The following is a 20,767-nucleotide window of genomic DNA, read 5'->3' as shown; positions in this document are numbered from 1 at the left end:
GCATGTTAATGTATACTTAATTTTTTAATATCTCTACCAATGGAAAAAGAATATACAAGCTATATGGAACTCTTTGTAGAGTATTGCTTCTTTAATTGTTCATGAGTATATCTTTGTTTTATTAATATAGAATGAAAAAAGGATACGCTAGAGCTAAACGATTAATGGGTAGCATGTTAATAAAAAATTACATGAGTTTAGTAAAAACTTATAATTTATTTTTAAGGGTGTGAAAATATAATGAAACCGGTATTGAAAAGCATACTTATTTCCTTTGCTTTTTCTGCAGTAGGGATGTGTTGGTTGCTGTTCATGTTATTTAGAGGAGGCGGAGACTGGTTATTGTCTTGGATAGGTGTATTAATGGCATATTTATCTTTATACACTTTAATAGATTTATATTGTAAAAATACATACGAAAAAACATTAAATATAGTGCTTATAAAATCAACAGTTACTACCTTTAGTTTTGGAGTATTAGGAATCATATTTGGTATAATACACGAGCTATTAACACCATGGAGTCTCAGTTTAATGGTTTGGTATTGGTTGCTAACTCTACTTTTATTTTTAACGACCATAATATTATTAGTTATTTTAGTATTTGTAAATCGTAAAGATCAAAATTTCCCCGGGGTATATAGATTACTTATACTTCTAAATTTACTTCTTACGTTAGGACCAGTATTGTGGCCACTATTTCTTACTATTATTGGAAATGGCATGAACGCTAGTGCAGGATGGTAAAAGTGAATGAAATAAAAATTTGATATAGGGTTTTAAGTATGTAAAAGAACGTGTTCTGATAAATTGAAAACACGTTCTTTTTTATTGTTAATCTTAATATGAACTCCTTAAATTTATAAGATAATTCGATTGGGAAAAAGATATGTTACTGGAACAAACATATATGTACCTTTGAAACGAACACAATTAATGAATCATCTTAAAAATAATAAAGACGAGGTGAAATGAAAATAAGGGCAGTTAAGTGGCTGTCCTTATTTTATATGCCCTTTTTATTTTCATGCATAGCTCTTTCTCAGTTTATCGTATCAAAATTTGAACGTAAGTATTTCGTAAGGAATGGATAAGAAAAAAGAGAGTTTTATCATATAGGATTAAAGTATAACTTGAATTAATCCTATATTAATAGAGGAGAGGGAGTCTTATGAAAAAATGTAATTCAATTAAGTTAGCAAGTTTGGCAGTTTTATTAGCGGGTACTACTCTATTCACACCAGGTTTTACTGTGAAAGCAGAGTCTGTTCAAAATTTATCTAGTCCGTCACAATCACATGATCAAAAGAATCGGAATGGTTGGAAACAAGTAATGCAGGAAACAGTACAGCTTGGAACCCCAGGAATATTAGCGAAGACGTCTAACAATGGAAAGATTAGTAGTTATACTGCTGGCGTCGCGGATTTAAATACAAAGAAAACAATGAAATCGGATTATCGTTTTCGGATTGGGAGTGTGACGAAGACTTTTACCGCTACGACTGTTCTTCAATTAGTAGGAGAAAATCGCGTGCAACTTGACGATCCAATTGAAAAGTGGCTACCGGGTCTCATTCAAGGAAATGGGTATGATGGCAATCAAATTACGATACGTCAACTTTTGAATCATACGAGTGGTATAGCTGAATATTTAAAGTCAAAAGACGCTGACATAATGAATTCGAGAAAAACGTATACAGCAGAAGAAATAGTGAAAATAGGACTTTCTCTACCCCCAGATTTTTCGCCAGGTAAAGGATGGGCGTATTCAAACACAGGATACGTAATATTGGGAATGCTTATTGAAAAAATAAGTGGCAATAGTTATGCAGAAGAAATTGAAAAACGAATTATTGAACCTTTGAATCTGTCAAATACGTTTTTACCAGGGAATTCACCCGTTATTCCAGGAAAGGATCATGCTCGTGGGTATATGAAAATAGACGAAACAAGTGAATTGAAAGACATGACGTATTATAATCCGAGTTTAGCTAATGCAGCTGGAGATATGATTTCAAATGCGGACGATTTAAATACGTTCTTTGCATCTTTACTCGGTGGTAAGTTACTGAAAGAACGCGAGCTAAAAGAAATGCTTACTACAGTTCCTATAGAAGGAAAAGGTCTTGGTGATGGATATGGTCTTGGGATCTATGAGACGAAACTTTCAAACGGTGTTTCAATTTGGGGTCATGGAGGGTCGATTCCTGGATTTACAACTTTTGTTGGCGGAGTAATTGGAGGCAAACATACATTGGCTGTCAGTATTAACTCTTTAGGTGCGATTGATATTTTAACACAGTTTAATAAAATGATGCAAGTTGAATTTAAGAAATAGATGAAAAGAAAGCGAATGGAATCCGGCTTTAGTTGTAAATAAAAGAGATGCTTTTTAATTTTGCAAATAAGGACAGTATTAGCATTCATGGTATGGCAGCAATCAAGTATATGTAGAACATAAATACGGATACAAGTGTAATTCAATCTTATAGTCTAGTATAAAAAAGATGTCAGTTGCATGACATCTTTTTTATTTTGGATCAAAGAGATATATTATAAATTTCGAAAATTGTTATTTTTGTAATCATTCCATATAATAAAGAGTATAGGGGATATACAGGGGAGTTAGGAATGGATAATACTTTAGTTAGTTAATTATTTTTGTTTTAATAAATAAAAGTAAATTGATGTGGAGTGAAATACATTGGGACAAAATCAGTTTAGATGGAGTAACACACAATTACGAGAACATGTTGAAGTAATAGATGGCACAAGAAGCCCGCACATTTTATTCAAGAATGCAACATATTTAAATTCCTATATGCGCGAGTGGGTGCAAGCAAATATTTGGATCTATGATGACCGCATTATATATGTAGGAGAAAAACTACCAGAGCAACTACACGAATGTGAAGTCATTAATTGTGATGGAAAGTATGTAGTTCCTAGTTACATAGAACCGCATGCACATCCATATCAATTATATAATCCTGAAACTTTAGCAAATCATGCGATGCAATTTGGTACAACAACTTTCATTAATGATAATTTAACTTTGTTTTTCACATTACAACGGGAAGTAGCGTTTCGTTTATTAGATGAATTTAAAAAGATTCCAGCAAGTATGTATTGGTGGTGTCGTTTCGATGGACAGACTGAACTACAGAATGGGGAATCTTTATTTAATAGTGAAGAAATAATGGAATGGCTGAAGCATGAAGATGTTCTTCAGGGCGGCGAGTTAACAGCATGGCCGAAACTATTACATGGCGATGATGAAATGTTACATTGGGTGCAGGAAACGAAACGATTACATAAAAAAGTGGAAGGGCATTTCCCAGGAGCATCTGAAACGACTTTAGCGAAGTTAAAACTGTTAGGTACAGATTGTGATCATGAAGCGATGACAGGGCAGGAAGCTTTCGCGCGTCTTATGCAAGGTTACACTGTTTCCCTTAGAAACTCTTCTATCCGTCCAGATTTAGAAGTTTTACTGAAAGAATTGCTGGAATTAGGTGTCAAGCAATTTGATAGATTCATGTTCACAACAGATGGTTCACATCCGTCATTTTATGAAAACGGAATGACGAATAGGATGATAGAAATCGCGATAAAGCAAGGAATGCCAGTAATTGATGCCTATAATATGGCAAGCTATAACATTGCTCGTTATTATAATATGGAGCATTTACACGGCGCGATCGCGACAGGAAGAATTGCAAATATTAATATTTTGGAAAGTAAAGAAAATCCGATTCCAATAAGTGTAATTGCAAAGGGGAAATGGATGAAGCGTGACGGAATAAACAAAAATGCATCATTACATATAGACTGGAGTAAATTCAAAGTAACTCCATTATCATTAGACTGGTCTTTAAAGAAAGAAGATATGATTTTTTCTGAAACAACAGGTATAAAATTATTAAATGATGTTATTTCAAAACCATATGTAACTGAAATCGACTTAAACGGTGAAGAACTTTCTATTGAGCATGATGAATGTTTCCTTATGATGATTGCTCGTGATGGTACTTGGCGAGTGAATACAGTTGTAAAAGGCTTTGCAAATAAATTAGGAGGCCTTGTTAGCTCCTATTCCGGTACAGGTGACATCATCCTCATTGGAAAGAGTAAAGAAGATATGCTTACAGCTTTTCATAGGGTAAAAGAGCTTGGCGGGGGAATGGTAATAGCTGAAAAGAATGAAGTATTACACGAAATAGCATTACCATTGCTCGGGATTATGTCTAATTTAAAAATGAGTGAATTAATACAGGAAGAAAAACAGATGGTGAAATTGCTACAAGAGCGTGGCTACGCGTATGACGATCCGGCATTTACGATTTTATTCTTTTCTGCGACGCACTTGCCTTTTATACGAGTAACGCCTATAGGATTATATGATGTGAAAAGTAGTAAGGTACTTGCTACGCCGATTAAATGTTAAATATAACCCCCCTATAAAAATCAATTTTATAGGGGATTTATTATTTACAGCATAAGAATAGAATCACCTCAAAAACAAATAATATAGTATCTAAATCATTTGAGGTGATACTTAAATATGAAAAAACTATTGTATGTTTTAAGTGTATTTATTTTGCGCGTATCTATACAGCATGTGGTACATTCTCAGTCAAATGCACCAAGGTTATCTTCAGATTGTCTGGAAGAAAGTAAAATTCGTGATGAAAAGTATGTGAAAAACATTATGAAATGACATTATATCTACATTTGATTTAAAGATTGATGAAAATAGTTTTTGGGAAATTAGTAAAAGAGACCTAGAGGCTGCGCATTTGATGTATGGCGGAAGGGAAAATGATTCTTATTATAATTCGCTAACTAAAGTTTATGATAGTGGTGGATATAGGGGAGAGCCTAGATTATTTGTGAAGGCGCAAGAAGCATTTTTACTTTATAAAGAAATAGACGATACTAATGTAATGAAACGCCTAAACCTTGAAAAAGGGGAATGGATTGTTACCGAAACGAAAAAGAAGCAAGGGAAAATCGTGGAATACAGACCATTACAATGTGAAAAAGATTATCTGAAAAAGAGAAATGAATACCATAATATAAAATGATGTAACGAAAATCTTGAATGGGAAAGTTTTCGTAAATAAATGTAAATTGGTCGATAGAAATCACTAGTAAGTTCGCCATAAAAAAACGTCATTTTCATCATTAAAAATGACGTTTTTTATATTTTTAAAGCCTTTGCATCGCACTCTCAATCCTATTCACCAAATCAGCTGACACTTTATGAAAATACCCCAAAACTACCTTTTTAATATCCTCAGATATAACTTTCAAATCACTAGCTAAGTTTTCGGCAAGATGTTCTTTTTCTATCGGTTGTAACTTCGCATAAAATTCACCAGCCTGCTTAAAGTCATCTTGTTTAGTTATAGAAGTCCTTTCGAGTTTACCTTCAATGTACCTTCCGTCACCGCTTGTTATTTGGTTAGCTGGTGTCCAATCTTGCTGCTGGTTAACCTGTAATTTACGAAATTCAGCCCCAATTCTTCTTCTTTGAGAATCACTATAAATGTTAGCACGGCCTTGCAGTATTTTATCATCAGATAATTCTGTGCCGTCTAGTAAATTAGAAGGGGAGAAGGCGACTTTTTCTACTTGTTCCATATAATTATCAGGATTTTTATTTAATACCATTTTGCCTACTGGTATTAGGGGATACTCTTTTTCATCCCATACTTTTGTATCGTCTAAAGGATCATAAGAAAGATTTGCTTCATCCTTAGGGTCCATAAGCTGAACATATAGGCCATATTCCACCGGTTTGCCACCCGCAATCGCATCGTATAAATCTTTACCAGCGTAATCAGGATTTTCAGCGGCTAGTCTATTTGCTTCTTCGCGACTAATGTATTGTACACCTTCAAATGGGTACCAATGGTATTTAACGTACTTTCTAATACCTTGAGCATTTCTCCAAACATATGTATTTACACTATGTCCTGGAATGTGGCGAAGACTTTTTATCGTACCAGCATCAGAGTATAAACGTACAATAAAATGAATCGATTCAGGCGCTCTTGCTACAAAGCCCCAAGACCTATCAGGATCAATTAAATTATTTTTAGGTGAAGGTAAGAATGCTTTAATAAATTCTGGGAAACGCATCGGATCACGAATAGAAAAGACGGGAATGTGATTACATATAAGGTCAAAAATGCCTTCTTCTGTATAAAATTTTGTAGCAAAGCCACTTACATTTCTAGATGTATCAGGTGTTCCTTTTATACCGACAGCTAAAGAAAAGCGAACCATAACAGGAACTTTCTCATTAGAATTTTGTAAAAATATTAGTTTTGTATGCTCAGACATCGGATATATCGTTTGGAAATAACCAAATGCACCAAATCCTTTTACATGAACAGGTCTTTCTAAAATTTTTTCATGAATGAATTCTTGTAACGCCTCGTGCAGTACACTATCTTGCTTTAAAATAGGTCCACGTGAACCAACTGTTTGAGAGTGAAGTTTAGCTGGTTCATTAAGTTCTCGATCTTGGTTAAAGTCTTCTCCTGATAAAGATTGCCTCTGTTTATCATATTTTTCATTCATCGATTTAGCCTCCAAATTTTTTTCGTCGATTGTTACTAAATATGATTCTTTAGCCTTGATTATGTATTACATACAAAGTTCAAATTGGTAACATACCGCTAGATGAAAAAAACGCACATGCAGTGGACCTGTTGAAATAGAAGAAATTATGGAAAAATGAATATCGGGAAGAAAATTACTATTAAAATTACAATCTTAAAAATGAATTTATACATGACTTTATAGAGAATGAACATAAATAAACAGGGAAAATAACTAGGAGGAATTTAAAATGTCGGATTGGTTTCAATTAGATAAAGAATATATGATGCCTACGTATTGTCGTACGAAGGTTGCAATAGAAAGAGGAGAAGGGTGCAAGCTTTATGATGTGGATGGTAAAGAGTATGTAGATTTATTTTCTGGTGTCGGAGTGAACGTATTAGGGTATAATCACCCGAAAATCGTGCAAACGACAATGGAACAAGTTACGAAATCTCTGCATCTTCCGTTTCATTTTTTAAACCCAGTTGCGATTGAGTATGCAAAGAAATTAGTTGAGTGCTCTTTAAAAAATGGAAAAGTCTTTTTTACAAACTCTGGTACGGAAGCGACAGAAACAACGTTGAAATTAATTGATAAATATAGAGCGAATACGCATGAGGAACGTGAAGGAATCGTAGTGCTGAAGAATAGCTTCCACGGGCGTACGTTAGGGGCACTTCATTTTACGAGACAAGAAAGTGTATATCAAAATTTCCCTAAAACATCGATTCCTGTATATGAAGTAGAGCGCGAGAATATAGAGCAATTAGAAGAAACAATTGTTAAAGAAAATCCAATTGCGATTATGCTAGAGCCTGTATTAGGTAGCGGGGGGATATACCCTTTATCGGGTGAATATTTACATGGTGTTCAAAACTTATGTGATAAATATAATGTCATTCTTATCGTTGATGAAGTTCAAAGTGGTATGGGGAGAACTGGTAAACTATTTGCTTATCAAAATTTCAATATTACACCGGATATTATTCAAATTGGTAAGGGAGCAGGAGGCGGGATACCGCTTGGCGGAATTGTTGTAGGTGAAAAGTTATGTGATGTATTTGCACCAGGAGATCACGGCACAACGTTTGCTCATTCTTCAATGGGAACGGCTTTAGGGTTAACGGTTTTAAATACATTGATTGACGATGGTTTAATGCAAGAAGCGTATGAAACATCACACTATCTAAATGATAAATTGCAAGAAATTCAGAAAGAAAATTCTTATTATATTCAGGAAGTACGTCATGCTGGAATGATGTTTGGAATTAGTTTGAATGATAAGAATGAAAATGTTAAGAAATTACAGGTGGAGCTAATGGAGAAAGGAATGTTAGTTGATGTTACACAAGGGAACATCATCCGTTTACTTCCTCCATATATAATTACTAAAGAAGAAATTGATGCATTTATTTATGAGTTTATCTCCTGTATTCATAGCTTATCAGCTATAGCGAGTGTTTAAAAAACTTTATAAAAAAGCACCTTATTTTTAATTCAAATAGGAAGAAAATAGGGGTGAAAAAAATAAATTTAGATATTAAAATAAAAAGCTGAAAAAGGTACTCGTATAGCGCCTTCTTCAGCTTTTTAAAATAGTAAATTACTTAATCTAGGAAGCATCTCGTTGGACAAATAATTAATTATGTGAAACAATAATAACAGATAAGGAGACGTTGCTTTTCCTTAAGTGCTTCGTATTGAATTTATTCTAGTAAGAGAAGGTGTGCTTAAAGAAGTTAAATTAAATAAGGGGCTGTTTTACTATATGCAACAAAATAATGATTTAAATTTTGAACCTCAAGACGTTAATATTGTCAATTCTAAACAAGCGAAAAAAGCAGTTATTGCTACTGGCATTGGGAATGCAATGGAGTGGTTTGACTTTGGATTATACGCGTATTTAGCGGTAATATTAAGTCAATTATTCTTCTCAGGTGTGGATAATAGTGGTTTGCAACTTGTATTAACATTTGGTACATTTGCGGCGGCCTTTCTCGTTCGACCAATCGGAGGTATTTTCTTTGGTAGAATAGGAGATAAATACGGCCGAAAGATTGTTTTAAGTACAACTATTATTTTAATGGCACTTTCTACATTATTCATCGCATTACTACCAACCTATGAACAAATTGGTGTATGGGCACCAATACTACTTTTAATTGCTCGAATGATTCAAGGCTTCTCTACAGGCGGCGAATATTCAGGAGCAATGGTTTATATCGCAGAATCTTCTCCAGATAAAAAGCGTGGTATACTCGGTAGTGGTCTTGAAATTGGAACACTCTCAGGTTACATTGCTGCCTCGGTAATTGTTACCATTTTGACGTTATTATTAACAGATGAGCAAATGCTCAGCTGGGGATGGCGTATTCCTTTCTTAATTGCTGCACCAATTGGTTTGGTCGGTTTATATTTACGACGTCATTTAGATGAATCTCCAATCTTTCAAGAGATGGAAAAAGCACAAGAGGAATCTGAAGACAACGAACAATTTTCGTTTATGGATATATTAAAATATCACAAAAAAGACTTCTTATTAAGCACAGTAATTGTTGCCTTCTTTAACATTACAAACTATATGATCCTTTCGTATATTCCTTCTTATTTAACACAAGTACTAAAAGTCAAAGAAACAACGGGCTTATTAATTATTTCAATTACGATGGCACTTATGATTCCACTGGCACTTTATTTCGGTAAATTAAGTGATAAAGTAGGTAATAAACGAGTAGTACAAATTGGCTTACTTGGTTTAGCATTATGTTCAATTCCAGCATTTTTATTAATTGGTAACGGACATATTGTAGCCATGTTTGCGGGTATTTTCATTTTAGGTTTCTTCCTTAGTGTATATGAAGGAACATTGCCTTCGTTATTACCAGCACTCTTTTTCACCGATGTACGTTATCGTGCGCTTTCTATCTCCTTTAATATTTCTGTATCTATATTCGGTGGTACAACACCGCTCGTATGTTCATACTTAGTTCATGCTACTGGTAATCCACTAGCACCAGCATTTTATTTAACAGGTGTAAGTGTAATTGGATTAATTGTGTTTAGTGTACTGTTTGTCACAACCTCAGGACGTGCACTAAAAGGTTCTTACCCTACTGTAGAATCGAAAAAAGAAGCACATCAAATTGCTAAAGAGGATCCTGAAGAAACACTTTGGTGGCATGAAGAATCTTTAGAAATTGAAGCAGGAAAAAAAGCATAATTTGTGAAAAGCAACGTGGACTTTTACACAAAAAGACTCCTAGTTTAATAGGAGTCTTTTTGTATACATCATTTTCTCTTCTTCTTCAAACTCTTCTGATACGCATAAAGCTTATGAACCTCTTCCTTAAATTCATGCAGAAGTACAGTGTTTTCACCATTTGAATAACGAACTGCATTATACGCGTCTATAATAATATGACTCTGAATATTTACCTCTTCTTCATCATTAATTCTTTCTAGCCAAGCTTCAACAGTTTCTCCTCGTTCTCGGTTTAAAGGAGGAGATAGCTTGCTCTCGAGTTTGAAAATTTCTTTCCGAATTTCGTTATTTGGTGGTTTATTTCGTTTGAAGCGTTTTTGGTTAATGCCTTCTTTATCAGTAATGATTGTAGATTCAAAGACAGGCATATTTGGTAAACTTAAATGTTTTCGTTTTTTTACTATTTTCCAAACGACGTAAATAGCGATGGCTGTACAGGCTATTATTGTAATGCTATTTATGAGAGTTGGATCAAAAGGACGCTGCCCCAATTCCTCTTTAATTTGAGGATCTTTTAAATTTCCTTTATTCGACCAAAAGTCGTCTGTATCTTTTAATGCAGCTGCCGAGAACAATGGATTTAAAGCATAACCAAATCCTAAGGCAACTACTTGTATGATATAAGAAAAAAGAAGCCGAATATAAGGAAATACCGGAATAAGTAAAGCGCTAATTATTCCAATCGTAATAATAGAAGTGAAACGTAATAGCTGTTGATTACGATTGGAACCTGTTAACCAAAATGTAATCATAATGTGTAAAGTTAATAGTAACAATTTCCACAATGGCGGAAAGGGGGCATAAAATATAGCTGAAACGACAAACCATACAATACCGCCTAACGATTTTTGTACTGGATATCCCGGTCCAACAGAGTGTACGATAAAGAAAAACAGTGGTAATAATATTGTGCCTAAAATAGAGAAAGGTAGAAATAAAGAACAACCGATTATTTGAATAACTAACAGTAGTACAAAACCTGTTGTTTTTTTATTCATAAATTTATGAATAAAAAATACTCCTACATAACCGGTCACTAAAAATATAGCAATACCAACTAGTTCGTCCCTTTCTGTTAATAACGAAAGGAGGAGGAGCAGAATAAAGTCATTAACGTGATAGAGCCAAGTTTTCAAGCTTTTCCACCATCCCTTCATTATTAATGAGGAACGTAGGCTGAGATAGAAGAGGGAGCTCCTTTTTCTGCAAACCAATGTATATCATTGTAGATGAGCGTTCCCTTTTTCTCGTTACATAGTGAAGAAATCCTTGTTTCGGAAGTAGCGTACTATCATCTGAAATACGTGCTAATTCTTCTAACGCTTTGGCGTAATGTGTTTGTCCTTCGTTTAATGGTAAAAGCAAAGGGCCACCTTCTGCTAAAACGCTAATAAATAACTCAAACGGAATTTGATGCTTCGTTGCGAATTGACAAATGTACGTTGTAAATGAAATAAGGTCTTCTACATTTTCTTTCCAACCAAACCCACGATCAGCAGCTAAAGAAAGACAAATCGTCCAACTATAATTTTTTACAGGTTCATATTGCTTCGCTTGTAACGCCTGCATTTTAGCAGATGCTTTCCAATGAATAGAGCGGAAAGATTCACGTTCATATCGTTTAACACCGATAATGGATGTTTCATCATTGTAAAAAGAGAAATTCGTTCGATACGAACCTGTTAATAGTTGCTGAAGTTCTTGTAAACCGGCTACCTCTTTAGGAGAAGGGTACACAATAATTTCAGTCTTTAACTTATCGAAAACAGGTAAATGTACAGTTAAAAGATGAAAAGGATCTTTTAAAACACATTCGAACTGTTCAATTTGAAACACACCACGCTTCGTTGCGGTTAATGTTAAATCCCATTTTTGTGCTGAATGAGCAGGTTGTGAAAATGGGAAAGAAAATAACGTTTTCGATATTTGTTCAATCCCTTGATCCTTATGCGGTATAAGAGATGAATTTAAATGAAAATAACAAACGCCGTTAACGAGTGGTATATTTGCACCATTTTTTAAATGAATAAAAAACTGTCCAGATTCATCAGGGAAAAGCCGAGTTGTTTGTTTTTCATTTATAACTTGAAATCTTTTCTCTATGTAAGCGACATATTTATAAATGAAAATCGCAAATAAATAGTAGAAGAAAAAGAGAAACATAATAATTCGTTGCGGCAGAAAAAACGTAAATAGTATAGCGCCTGGCACAGTTAATTGAATAATATGGAGTTGAAAAAATAAAGGTACAGTTACAACGCGCTGTCCATTCATGCTTGTTCAATCTCCACAGGTACGTCAACTTCTTTTAAAATCCTTTGCGTGATTTCATTTTTTGTCGTGCGTAAGGCACCTTCCATTGATAAGACGATACGGTGATTCCAAACAGAAGGAACTAAAAATTGTATATCTTCAGGTGTGCAATATTCTCTGCCGCGTAAAAAGGCTAGTGCTTGAACGGCACGTACTAAAGCTAATGTAGCACGCGGGCTTACACCGTTAGCAATGTAATCATGATTTCTTGTAGCGTGAGCAAGCTTAATAATGTAATGTTCTAACGGTTCTGATACGAAAATTTCTTTCACTTGTTTCTGTGCTTCTAAAATGTCTTCTAAAGAAATGACAGATGTGACGCTTTCTAACGGTGCATTGTTACGAAAACGGCGCATCATTTTTAATTCATCTTCAGGAGACGGATAACCAATTGAAATCGTCATTAAAAAGCGATCAAGTTGTGCATCTGGAAGAGGGAAAGTTCCTTGTGATTCAATCGGATTTTGCGTCGCAATAACAAAGAACGGTTTCGGAAGAGGAGTAGACTGCTTTTCAAGCGTTACTTGTCGTTCTTCCATCGCTTCTAACAAACTAGATTGTGTTCTCGGCATCGCGCGGTTAATTTCATCTGCGAGTAGTATATTTGTCATAACTGGTCCAAGTCTTAATTCGAATTCACTAGTTTTTGGATTGAAATATTCAATACCTGTTACATCACTCGGAAGTACATCAGGGGTAAATTGAACGCGAGAAAAATTACCACCAATGCTTTTAGAAATTGTTTTTGCTAGTAATGTTTTTCCAGTGCCAGGTACGTCTTCAAGCAGTACATGTCCATCAGCAAGCAGTGAAACGAGGAGTAAATCAATTACATTTTCCTTACCGACAAAAACAGATCCTATGTTTTCTTTCAATTTAGTTATCATATGTATCATTCCTTTCAAAATATAAGCGGATATTTCTATATTTTAACAAATTATTCAGAAAATTGATATGATTTTTTAATTCAAAGAAATGGATATTTAATTTTAATATTACACTTGCATATTTTGGAATATGATTATACAATATCGCTATACGATATATCGCGAGTCGATATATCATGAAGCGATGTATCGGAGGTAGTTATAATGAATGCGAAAGCGCAAAAATACATTCCATTAACTGAGGCGACATATTACATATTGTTGTCACTTGTAAAGCCAATGCATGGTTATGGAATTATGCAAATGGTAGAAGAGATGACAAATGGGGAAGTAAAGCTCGGTCCTGGTACTTTATATGGGAATACTACGAAGTTATTAAAAGAGAAATTGATTGTTGAAGTTGCCTCTACAGACAGAAAGAAGTGCTACGAGTTAACACCATTTGGTAGAGAAGTGTTAGAGCTAGAGTATAACAGACTGCAGAGATCTGTAAGGAATGGAAACAGTATATTAGGGGAGTGAATGGAAGATGGAGACAAAGAAGATATTCAAACCTTTCGCGGTATGGAGCGTAGAAAAAGAAGAAGCTTTTTTACGGAATATGCACCAACAAGGCTGGGCATTACAAAAATATAATATAATGTATACATTTAAGAAAACTAAGCCGAAAGATGTAATATATAAAGCAGATTTTAGATTGGATTATAAAGATTCAAAAGAAAAACAAAAAGAATATATTGAAATATATGAAATGTGTGGATGGAAACATGTAACGAGTTTTACAAAATGGAATTATTTTTGTAAAGAAATGGAAGAAGAAAATGAGTTACCTGATATATATTCAGACAAGGAAACGAAGATACAAAAACTTACTGAGTTGTTACAGTTCATTGCAATTATGTTTGCAATGTTAATTCCAGCGCTGTACTTATGTTTTTTTGGAGTATCAGAATCTGGATTATATAAAGGTATGATAGGATTTTTTGTTTGTATATATTTATATATATTTATTAATTTATTTTGGAAAATTAAAAAGTTAAAAAAGGAAATATTGTAACAAATCGTGAAATTTTTAAGAAGATGATTTCGTATTATGATTTATGGGAATCATCTTCTTTTGTTATGTAAAAAATTCTTTTTGTTCACTCTTTTTTACATAATAAAAGACTGTATATTTAAGGCATAGAACTAACAGTTATAAAGATAGTACTAGTAATAATACCTAAAAAAATCATAAATGATGAAGAAACGATTAATAATAATGAACTACTGATTAATACTATTTTATTAGAGTTTTGATGTTTAAAGTGGTAATAAAGTAAAAAGCCGCAAACAGTAGAAACAATCCATATAGCTAGACCGTAAGGAGTTGTTATCTTCTTCCAATCGAAAATCCAAAAGTAAAAAATACCTATGTGACAAGTTAATAGTAGAAATGTAGATGGAATCATTAACTTTTTATTTAAAATCATTTATTTCACCTCTCTTATGTAAATATTACCAGAAGAGTATGGAGTTTAAAATATAATATGGAAGTGAATAAGGTTTTCACTTAAAGAAACTACGAGATGAGTAAGAGATATTTCTAAATCAATTTTCATTTGCATGGGAATTTAATTGGAAAAAGAACCATATAAAATTATGAAGGGAGGAGAGTCATAAAATGCAGAGAATGAACAATTATTTTCGTGCTCGTGCGAGTATGGTATACATGATGACTAATAATGAAGTAATGAATCACATTGTTGCTTTTCATATGGATACGAATGGAATGCTCACCTTTGTGGGTTCTTACCGAACTTACGGAAGAGGTACTGGTATAAAGGAAGTTTCTACAGAAACGGCAAACGATGGTATAGATCCTCTAGCATCACAAGGTTCTCTGACTTTGTCCCGTGATGGTCGTTTCCTATTTGCAGTTAACGCAGGCAGTCATAGTATCAGTAGTTTTATCATAGCAGATAACGGGGTGCCGACTTTCGTGGATGTAAAGCCATCAGGAGGTGCTCAGCCCAATAGCATTGGTGTGTATGATAATCTTCTCTATGTCTCCAATGTAGGTAATGCTGCAAACAATTTTGCATCAAATATTACTGGATTTCACATAGATGATAAGGGAAACCTTACACCTATTCCACGATCCACTCATGCTCTCAGTACCTTTAATGCTCAGCCCGCACAAGTTCTCTTCACCCCGGATGGTAGTAAAATTGTTGTCTCCGAGCTTACATCAAACCATCTCAGTGTCTTCCATGTAAATAAAGATGGTACGGTCACAGGACCAATTGTTAATGATTCTTACGGTAAAGGCCCATTGGGTGCTTACTTTCTATCGTCCGGAATTCTCTTAGTTACAGAAGCAGTTTCAAATGCGTTGTCATCTTATTCATTGAGCAATGACGGTACTCTTCATGTAATCAGCGGCTCTGTACAAAACGGATATAAAACTGCCTGTTGGGTTATAACAACGAAGGATGAACGTTTTGCCTACACTACGAACACTTTAAGTGGCACCATCTCCACCTACCAAATCGCCCCCAATGGAGTACTGTCAGTAGTAAGGCATATTACTAGTACACCGCCGGGGACAGCACCGGGTCTTCCGATGGATGTTGGAGTGAGTAAAGATGGACGACATTTTTACACCCTTAATGGAAATCAGGGCACAGTGTCAGTATTTAATATTCAAAGTGATGGTAGTCTAGTAAGGTTGCAGGTTGTTGCTTCATCAAATTTTCCTTACTTTGGGTCGCAAGGCTTAGCTGTTCTTTGATTCTATTGGGCCGCTATATTTGTGTGGAAAAGAAAAATATATGACGGTGTATGAATAGTAGACATGTAGATGAATTAGGGACCTTTGATTAAACAGCAATTGTCCACCTTGCTTACGTAAAACGGAAAAACCCCCTATAGAAAATTGATAGGGGGTAGGGAAATGTTTAAGAGAAAGACTGATTTTGCGCAGGTTTTATAAATTGTTCTGGGTTTTCAACAAGCCCACATACAGCACATTGGACGCGGTAAGTAGGTCCTTGATAAGCCATATGAAAAGCGTTCATCGTTTCATTCGTGTATTCTTCTTCTACATGACCAGTTTGTGGATTTAATTTTACTGGTTTTACTTGTTGCTCGAGAATATTAAAGCGAGTTCGGTTCGTTTTACAACTTGGACAAAGCATTGGTTCCATATGTATACACCTCCATTTGTAGCATTTCTTAAGCGGTATGATTTTATGCAAGTAAAAAAACTTTCTCAACATAAATAGGTATTTATTATATTTAAAATTCAGAAAAAATAAAATATAATAAATGTAAGAACTGGTTATGTCCAAACCAAATCTCCTGTTTTATGCCAATAAGCTGGGGGGCCGAGAAATCGGCCTCATTTTTTTGTGCTCATCTCAATAAGGTACAAGGTTTTTAAAAACATTTGTCGAATTTTTAGAGGTGAAGGTTAAGGGGGAATAATTATGAACTTAAAAATGAAATACATTATTTTATATGTAGAAAAGTTTGAGCAATGTCATCAGTTTTATAAAGAAATTTTAAGATTGCCAATAAGAGCAGAGCACGGTACATATATTGAATTTGAAACAGGAGCAACAATTTTAGCGATGAATACACGAGAGGATGTTAAGGAGTTAACGGGACTACCTCTTACAGAAGGTGTACTACAATCTTCTCATTTTGAGTTAGGGTTTGTTGTAGAAGATGTAAAGGGAACGATTGAGAAATTAAAAGAACAAGGGGTTAAAGTTCTAGTTGAGCCAATCGTAAAACCGTGGGGACAAACAATTGCTTACATTGCCGATCCAGACGGTAATTATATTGAAATTTGTAGTTCATTAGAATAGAAGGAGAAAAAGAGGATGGGGTTTCCAAAATTAGAGACAGAACGTTTACTATTAAGAGAACTTACACTATTAGATGCAGAAGCGATGTTCCATTATTTTTCAAAAGAATCCGTTATTCGTTATTTCGGAATGGACTCTTTCGAAAATATTGAGCAAGCGAAAACAACTATTCAAACGTTTAGAAAGCGTAATGAAGAGGGAAGTGTATTTCGCTGGGGAATAGAGAAGAAAGGAACGGATCAATTAATTGGTACGTGTGGGTTTCATTTAATTAACAAGCATCATAAACGAGCTGAAATTGGTTATGAGCTAGATGATACATATTGGGGACAAGGATACGCAACCGAAGCACTGCAAGCAATGCTAGCTTACGGATTTGAAACGTTGCATTTTATAAGAATTGCAGCTGTCGTATATATAGAAAATGAAGCTTCCCGTAATTTATTAAAAAAATCCGGATTTCAAGAAGAAGGATTACTTCGAAAATATATGATTCAAAATGATGTTGCTCATGACACGGTCGTTTATTCATTATTAAAAGAAGATTGGCAAAAGTAATGAGCACAAATGAGATAATGAAGGTTATTAAGGACCATAAAGATGAGCGATTTATATTAGGTATAGACGGACTAAGTCGTTCGGGTAAAACAACGTTGGTTAAAAAATTAGAAGAAAATATGAAACGAAATGGAATCTCGTTTCATATTTTTCATATTGATGATCACATAACCGAGCGTAACAAGCGATATAATACTGGATTTGCAGAATGGTATGAGTACTATAACCTTCAATGGGATATCGATTGCTTGCAGCAAAACTTATTTCAAAAGTTACAAAGTGACATGCAATTAGAGTTGCCATACTATCATGATGAAACAGACTCATGTGAAATGAAAGAAATACAGCTTCCTTTAGTAGGTGTAATAATTGTAGAAGGGGTTTTTCTTCAACGAAAAGAATGGAGAGATTTCTTTCATTATATGGTGTATTTGGATTGTTCAAGAGAGACGAGGTTTCTACGTGAAAGTCCGGAAACGCAGAAGAACCTTCCAAAGTTTCAAAGTAGGTATTGGAAGGCTGAGGAGTATTATTTGGAAGTGGAATTGCCGAGGGAGAGAGCGGATTTAGTAATTACAAAATGAAGTTAAGTATCAAGAAATGCATGAAAAATTTGATAGCAAGATGAAAACCGCATTATCAGAGGGGAAAATGAAAGATCTTACGCCTGTAATGTTAAGCGATAATAAAGTTGTTTAAAAAATAATAAAATCCTTTAAAAAATAATAAAGTTCTTTAATTCTTATAGAACTAACCATGCAGGTTAGCTCTATAAAAAAATTCAATTTATTACAAAGTGTAGAAAAGCATAATTTTTCAAAGGCAAAGCAAGAATGGGTATATTATGGAATGGTAGACAATAAGTTAACTGTCATCTATGTTGCCATGAAAGAGTTTAAATGGCATGAACTACAATTTGTAGGGCAGTTTATGAGTTCACAACAAAGAGAACGCTATAATATCATATTAAAATAAAAGAGGGGTAGAACATGCCATTCCATATAGGTAGTGCAAGAGCAGGTTTTACTAAGGTAAGTGGTACTAGGGGTAGGTGCATTCTATAAGTATTTAGGATATAGAGAAAACGGTAAAGATGTAATGGAACGACACGAAGCTTATGTTGAGGATATTCATGTAGAAACTGTAACGAAATACGGTAAAGTATACTGGAATACGATTGATAGTGAACTAGAATATGCAAAAAAAAGATTAGTGAACTAGGATATACAGAAAAGGAAACTCTTAGAGATGTATAACTTAGGGCAGATAGATGTTTGAGAGACTATGGTTACGCTATAAAATAGTAGACTTTAGGAGAAATAAATCTATTTAAAGGGGTACCAAGGATGGGGAAATTCAAGAAAGACCAAAAAGTAGTTGCACTTACATTTGAGGGGTTAACGCCATGTACCATTGTAAGAGTTGGTTGGATTTTTATTACGGTACAGGTAGAGGAAACAAAACATTTGTATTCGATTACAAAAGGTAAGATAGTTCCTTTAGAAGAAGACAAATACTACTTATTAGAAGAGTGTATAAATGAAGAAGGTAACTTTGAAATAGGCGATGTGTTTGGTATTATTGATTCATCGAACTTAGAAAGTGTAAAGAAAGAATTTGCTAACAACGGTGAATTCGAGAAGAAAGATGGACAATATTATACAAGACTTAAAACAGGTAGTGAGTTACTGAAACAATACTTCAACTAATATTTCACAAAGGAGTATGCAATATGATTGAGATGAAACAGGTAAAAGTAGGGAGAGACCAAAAGGAGTCTCTTTTTGTTTTAAATGGTGAAGGTGACATTATATTAAGTACAGAGAAAAGGTCCATCTTAAACAGTTGGTGTAATCTATTAGGGATAGAGATACCGACTAATGTAAAAATAACAGAAGTAGACAATGTACATATAACTACATATCAAGTAGAGAAGACTGTCATGTGTAAGGAATTTATAGATAAGAAAGAAGTACCTTTAGGGGTATCTCCTTGTCTAACCTTTGTACCTATGAAAGACTGTGATGAATACATGGAAGTAATTGCTTACGTACATATTGACGAGAAAGTCACAACAATCTATATACCGCATGAAACTTCAAATGTATTTGTAGAGTTGTATACAGGAGAAGTAGACACTAGTGTAAAGTTACCATTTTTAAATTATAATTTCTAATTTCTAATAGGATGGTAGGAACATGATTCCAAATATAGAACTAGGTATCAAAACGGTAAAGGGTCAAGACTTAAAATTAGGTGATATATTAAGTGCAGATGGGTTAATAGACACAGTTGTAGTAATAGACGAAGAAGGTAACTTACATACACAAGTAAATAGTGAACCATCAATGGCATTCGAGTTAGAAGGTTTTATCATAGTAGAGTGAAAATGACCTAATTTTGATATTTACAGACATATTTCAAGTGGGAAAATATGCTCAACTCACCCTATCAATAATTACAATGGGATTATCTGCTTACATTTGCTTGAACAAAAAGATGAAATGAGGCTTTCGATAAAAGTGAATAATCTTATTTATGTTAGGTATATAGACTAATAAAAAAATTTTATATTTTATTATTGGGAGGACGAAATAATGGATTTGGTAAACAAATTTTTAAACGGCTTGAGAGCAGCATTATCAACAGATGATCTCGAGGCACTAAATAAAGCGTACGGTGCTACAAAAGATGATATTGATACATTAAGGTCAGAATATCCAAATTGTCCAGAATCACTAATCTCTTTACTTGAAAATATTGATGGTACATATTGGCGGAAATATGGAGAAAACAAAGTTGCGGTATGTATTTTAGGCTCAGATGTTGAAGAGTATCCATATTATTTGCTTTCTACACAGCAGATGCTCGAAAGTTCAAAAGAAGAAGAAGACGTCTCTTATCTTTTAGAATACCAAGATGACGAGGATACTGTTGATTCTAAGATAAATCCAAAAGGACTTCTCCCTGGCACTTATATTCATTTTTCAGACTGTATGAACAATGGTGGAACATCAAGACTCTATATTGATTTTAACCCTTCTGATGAAGGTGTATGTGGTCAAATAATTCGTTTTTTGCACGACCCTGATGAATATGAAGTGATTGCAAACAGCTTTAATGAGTATTTACAGAATCTTATTGATGGTGATTTTAATTTTCTAGAAGAAGAATCTCAATAATTTGTGAAGAATTACACTTCAACTAATGGGAGCTTTAGTTGAACAAGATTTAAACAAATTTATTATTTATATTTGTCTACAAACTCATTTAAAAGG

Annotated in this window: 22 protein-coding genes and 2 pseudogenes; 18 read left to right on the top strand and 6 right to left on the bottom strand. The window is 34.1% G+C overall.

Translation table 11 applies throughout. The features are described from left to right. Positions 1-240: 240 nt before the first annotated feature. From MKY90_RS15185 to MKY90_RS15170, 4 genes and pseudogenes are all read left to right on the top strand, one after another. Positions 241-747: a DUF3902 family protein gene (locus MKY90_RS15185; RefSeq protein WP_002127948.1), complete on the top strand. Its 507-nt coding sequence runs from the start codon at positions 241-243 to the stop codon at positions 745-747. 424 nt (positions 748-1,171) lie between these two features. Next, positions 1,172-2,338, top strand: a complete 1,167-nt coding sequence (locus MKY90_RS15180; protein ID WP_098168759.1) for a serine hydrolase domain-containing protein — start codon at positions 1,172-1,174, stop codon at positions 2,336-2,338. Between the two features lie 366 nt (positions 2,339-2,704). Next, positions 2,705-4,447, top strand: a complete 1,743-nt coding sequence (locus MKY90_RS15175; RefSeq protein WP_098168758.1) for an adenine deaminase C-terminal domain-containing protein — start codon at positions 2,705-2,707, stop codon at positions 4,445-4,447. Positions 4,448-4,564: 117 nt separating this feature from the next. Continuing rightward, a pseudogene (locus MKY90_RS15170) lies at positions 4,565-5,087 on the top strand (hypothetical protein). A gap of 124 nt (positions 5,088-5,211) precedes the next feature. Here the strand turns inward: MKY90_RS15170 and MKY90_RS15165 are convergent. Continuing rightward, positions 5,212-6,591, bottom strand: a complete 1,380-nt coding sequence (locus MKY90_RS15165; RefSeq protein ID WP_098168757.1) for a catalase — start codon at positions 6,589-6,591, stop codon at positions 5,212-5,214. A 271-nt stretch (positions 6,592-6,862) separates the two neighbouring features. On the opposite strand from MKY90_RS15165, the gene MKY90_RS15160 reads away from it, so the two are divergent. Both MKY90_RS15160 and MKY90_RS15155 read left to right on the top strand, forming a co-directional pair. After that, positions 6,863-8,080 carry an aspartate aminotransferase family protein gene (locus MKY90_RS15160; RefSeq protein WP_098168756.1) on the top strand — a complete coding sequence of 406 codons (1,218 nt, stop codon included), beginning with the start codon at positions 6,863-6,865 and terminating at the stop codon, positions 8,078-8,080. A 303-nt stretch (positions 8,081-8,383) separates the two neighbouring features. Continuing rightward, positions 8,384-9,835, top strand: coding sequence for an MFS transporter (locus MKY90_RS15155; protein ID WP_012261183.1), 1,452 nt, complete (start codon positions 8,384-8,386; stop codon positions 9,833-9,835). Positions 9,836-9,903: 68 nt separating this feature from the next. On the opposite strand, the gene MKY90_RS15150 is transcribed toward MKY90_RS15155, so the two are convergent. Genes MKY90_RS15150 through MKY90_RS15140 form a run of 3 tightly spaced genes read right to left on the bottom strand, consistent with a single transcriptional unit; the run spans position 9,904 to position 13,077 of the window. Further along, entirely contained in the window at positions 9,904-11,013 is a 1,110-nt protein-coding gene (locus tag MKY90_RS15150) for a DUF4018 domain-containing protein (protein WP_098168755.1), read from the bottom strand. Next, positions 10,988-12,151 carry a DUF58 domain-containing protein gene (locus tag MKY90_RS15145; RefSeq protein ID WP_002168123.1) on the bottom strand — a complete coding sequence of 388 codons (1,164 nt, stop codon included), beginning with the start codon at positions 12,149-12,151 and terminating at the stop codon, positions 10,988-10,990. The genes MKY90_RS15150 and MKY90_RS15145 overlap by 26 nt, the downstream gene beginning before the upstream one ends. Then, positions 12,148-13,077 carry an AAA family ATPase gene (locus tag MKY90_RS15140; RefSeq protein ID WP_003190194.1) on the bottom strand — a complete coding sequence of 310 codons (930 nt, stop codon included), beginning with the start codon at positions 13,075-13,077 and terminating at the stop codon, positions 12,148-12,150. The genes MKY90_RS15145 and MKY90_RS15140 overlap by 4 nt, the downstream gene beginning before the upstream one ends. A 204-nt stretch (positions 13,078-13,281) precedes the next feature. Here MKY90_RS15140 and MKY90_RS15135 point away from each other — a divergent pair, with 204 nt between their 5' ends. Beyond that, positions 13,282-13,599, top strand: coding sequence for a PadR family transcriptional regulator (locus MKY90_RS15135; RefSeq protein ID WP_000991891.1), 318 nt, complete (start codon positions 13,282-13,284; stop codon positions 13,597-13,599). A gap of 7 nt (positions 13,600-13,606) precedes the next feature. Next, positions 13,607-14,134 carry a DUF2812 domain-containing protein gene (locus MKY90_RS15130; RefSeq protein ID WP_098168754.1) on the top strand — a complete coding sequence of 176 codons (528 nt, stop codon included), beginning with the start codon at positions 13,607-13,609 and terminating at the stop codon, positions 14,132-14,134. Positions 14,135-14,252: 118 nt separating this feature from the next. Here the strand turns inward: MKY90_RS15130 and MKY90_RS15125 are convergent, their stop codons facing one another. Then, positions 14,253-14,549: a hypothetical protein gene (locus MKY90_RS15125; protein WP_016127184.1), complete on the bottom strand. Its 297-nt coding sequence runs from the start codon at positions 14,547-14,549 to the stop codon at positions 14,253-14,255. 191 nt (positions 14,550-14,740) lie between these two features. Here MKY90_RS15125 and MKY90_RS15120 point away from each other — a divergent pair, with 191 nt between their 5' ends. Further along, positions 14,741-15,850 carry a lactonase family protein gene (locus MKY90_RS15120; RefSeq protein ID WP_002013536.1) on the top strand — a complete coding sequence of 370 codons (1,110 nt, stop codon included), beginning with the start codon at positions 14,741-14,743 and terminating at the stop codon, positions 15,848-15,850. A gap of 166 nt (positions 15,851-16,016) precedes the next feature. Here the strand turns inward: MKY90_RS15120 and MKY90_RS15115 are convergent, their stop codons facing one another. Further along, complete coding sequence (locus tag MKY90_RS15115; RefSeq protein ID WP_002013535.1) at positions 16,017-16,265, bottom strand: hypothetical protein; 249 nt, start codon at positions 16,263-16,265, stop codon at positions 16,017-16,019. Positions 16,266-16,547: 282 nt separating this feature from the next. Between MKY90_RS15115 and MKY90_RS15110 the strand changes: the two genes are divergently transcribed. The 9 genes and pseudogenes from MKY90_RS15110 (at position 16,548) to MKY90_RS15075 (ending at position 20,671) form a co-directional block, all read left to right on the top strand. Continuing rightward, positions 16,548-16,931, top strand: coding sequence for a VOC family protein (locus MKY90_RS15110; protein ID WP_098168752.1), 384 nt, complete (start codon positions 16,548-16,550; stop codon positions 16,929-16,931). A 15-nt stretch (positions 16,932-16,946) separates the two neighbouring features. Beyond that, a complete protein-coding gene (locus MKY90_RS15105; RefSeq protein WP_002032891.1) occupies positions 16,947-17,489 on the top strand; it encodes a GNAT family N-acetyltransferase in 543 nt (180 codons plus the stop codon). After that, positions 17,489-18,073: a kinase gene (locus MKY90_RS15100; protein WP_063218331.1), complete on the top strand. Its 585-nt coding sequence runs from the start codon at positions 17,489-17,491 to the stop codon at positions 18,071-18,073. The genes MKY90_RS15105 and MKY90_RS15100 overlap by 1 nt, the downstream gene beginning before the upstream one ends. Then, positions 18,063-18,164, top strand: a pseudogene (locus MKY90_RS30435) (DUF3887 domain-containing protein); the annotation flags it as partial. The gene MKY90_RS15100 and the pseudogene MKY90_RS30435, both read left to right, overlap by 11 nt. A gap of 360 nt (positions 18,165-18,524) precedes the next feature. Beyond that, positions 18,525-18,710: a hypothetical protein gene (locus MKY90_RS15095; RefSeq protein WP_234803731.1), complete on the top strand. Its 186-nt coding sequence runs from the start codon at positions 18,525-18,527 to the stop codon at positions 18,708-18,710. A gap of 125 nt (positions 18,711-18,835) precedes the next feature. Then, on the top strand, positions 18,836-19,198 hold the full coding sequence (locus tag MKY90_RS15090; RefSeq protein ID WP_002032883.1) for a hypothetical protein: 363 nt from the start codon (positions 18,836-18,838) through the stop codon (positions 19,196-19,198). A 23-nt stretch (positions 19,199-19,221) separates the two neighbouring features. Continuing rightward, a complete protein-coding gene (locus MKY90_RS15085) occupies positions 19,222-19,665 on the top strand; it encodes a hypothetical protein (protein WP_002032882.1) in 444 nt (147 codons plus the stop codon). Between the two features lie 22 nt (positions 19,666-19,687). Beyond that, positions 19,688-19,876, top strand: coding sequence for a hypothetical protein (locus MKY90_RS15080; RefSeq protein ID WP_016101154.1), 189 nt, complete (start codon positions 19,688-19,690; stop codon positions 19,874-19,876). Positions 19,877-20,086: 210 nt separating this feature from the next. Continuing rightward, positions 20,087-20,671 (top strand): SMI1/KNR4 family protein, encoded by a 585-nt coding sequence (locus MKY90_RS15075; RefSeq protein WP_098168751.1) that lies wholly within the window; start codon positions 20,087-20,089, stop codon positions 20,669-20,671. Positions 20,672-20,767 lie beyond the last annotated feature (96 nt).

Source organism: Bacillus sp. FSL P2-0099 (assembly GCF_038007445.1).
Classification (GTDB): domain Bacteria; phylum Bacillota; class Bacilli; order Bacillales; family Bacillaceae_G; genus Bacillus_A; species Bacillus_A mycoides.
This window is presented reverse-complemented; position numbering and strand designations above follow the sequence as displayed.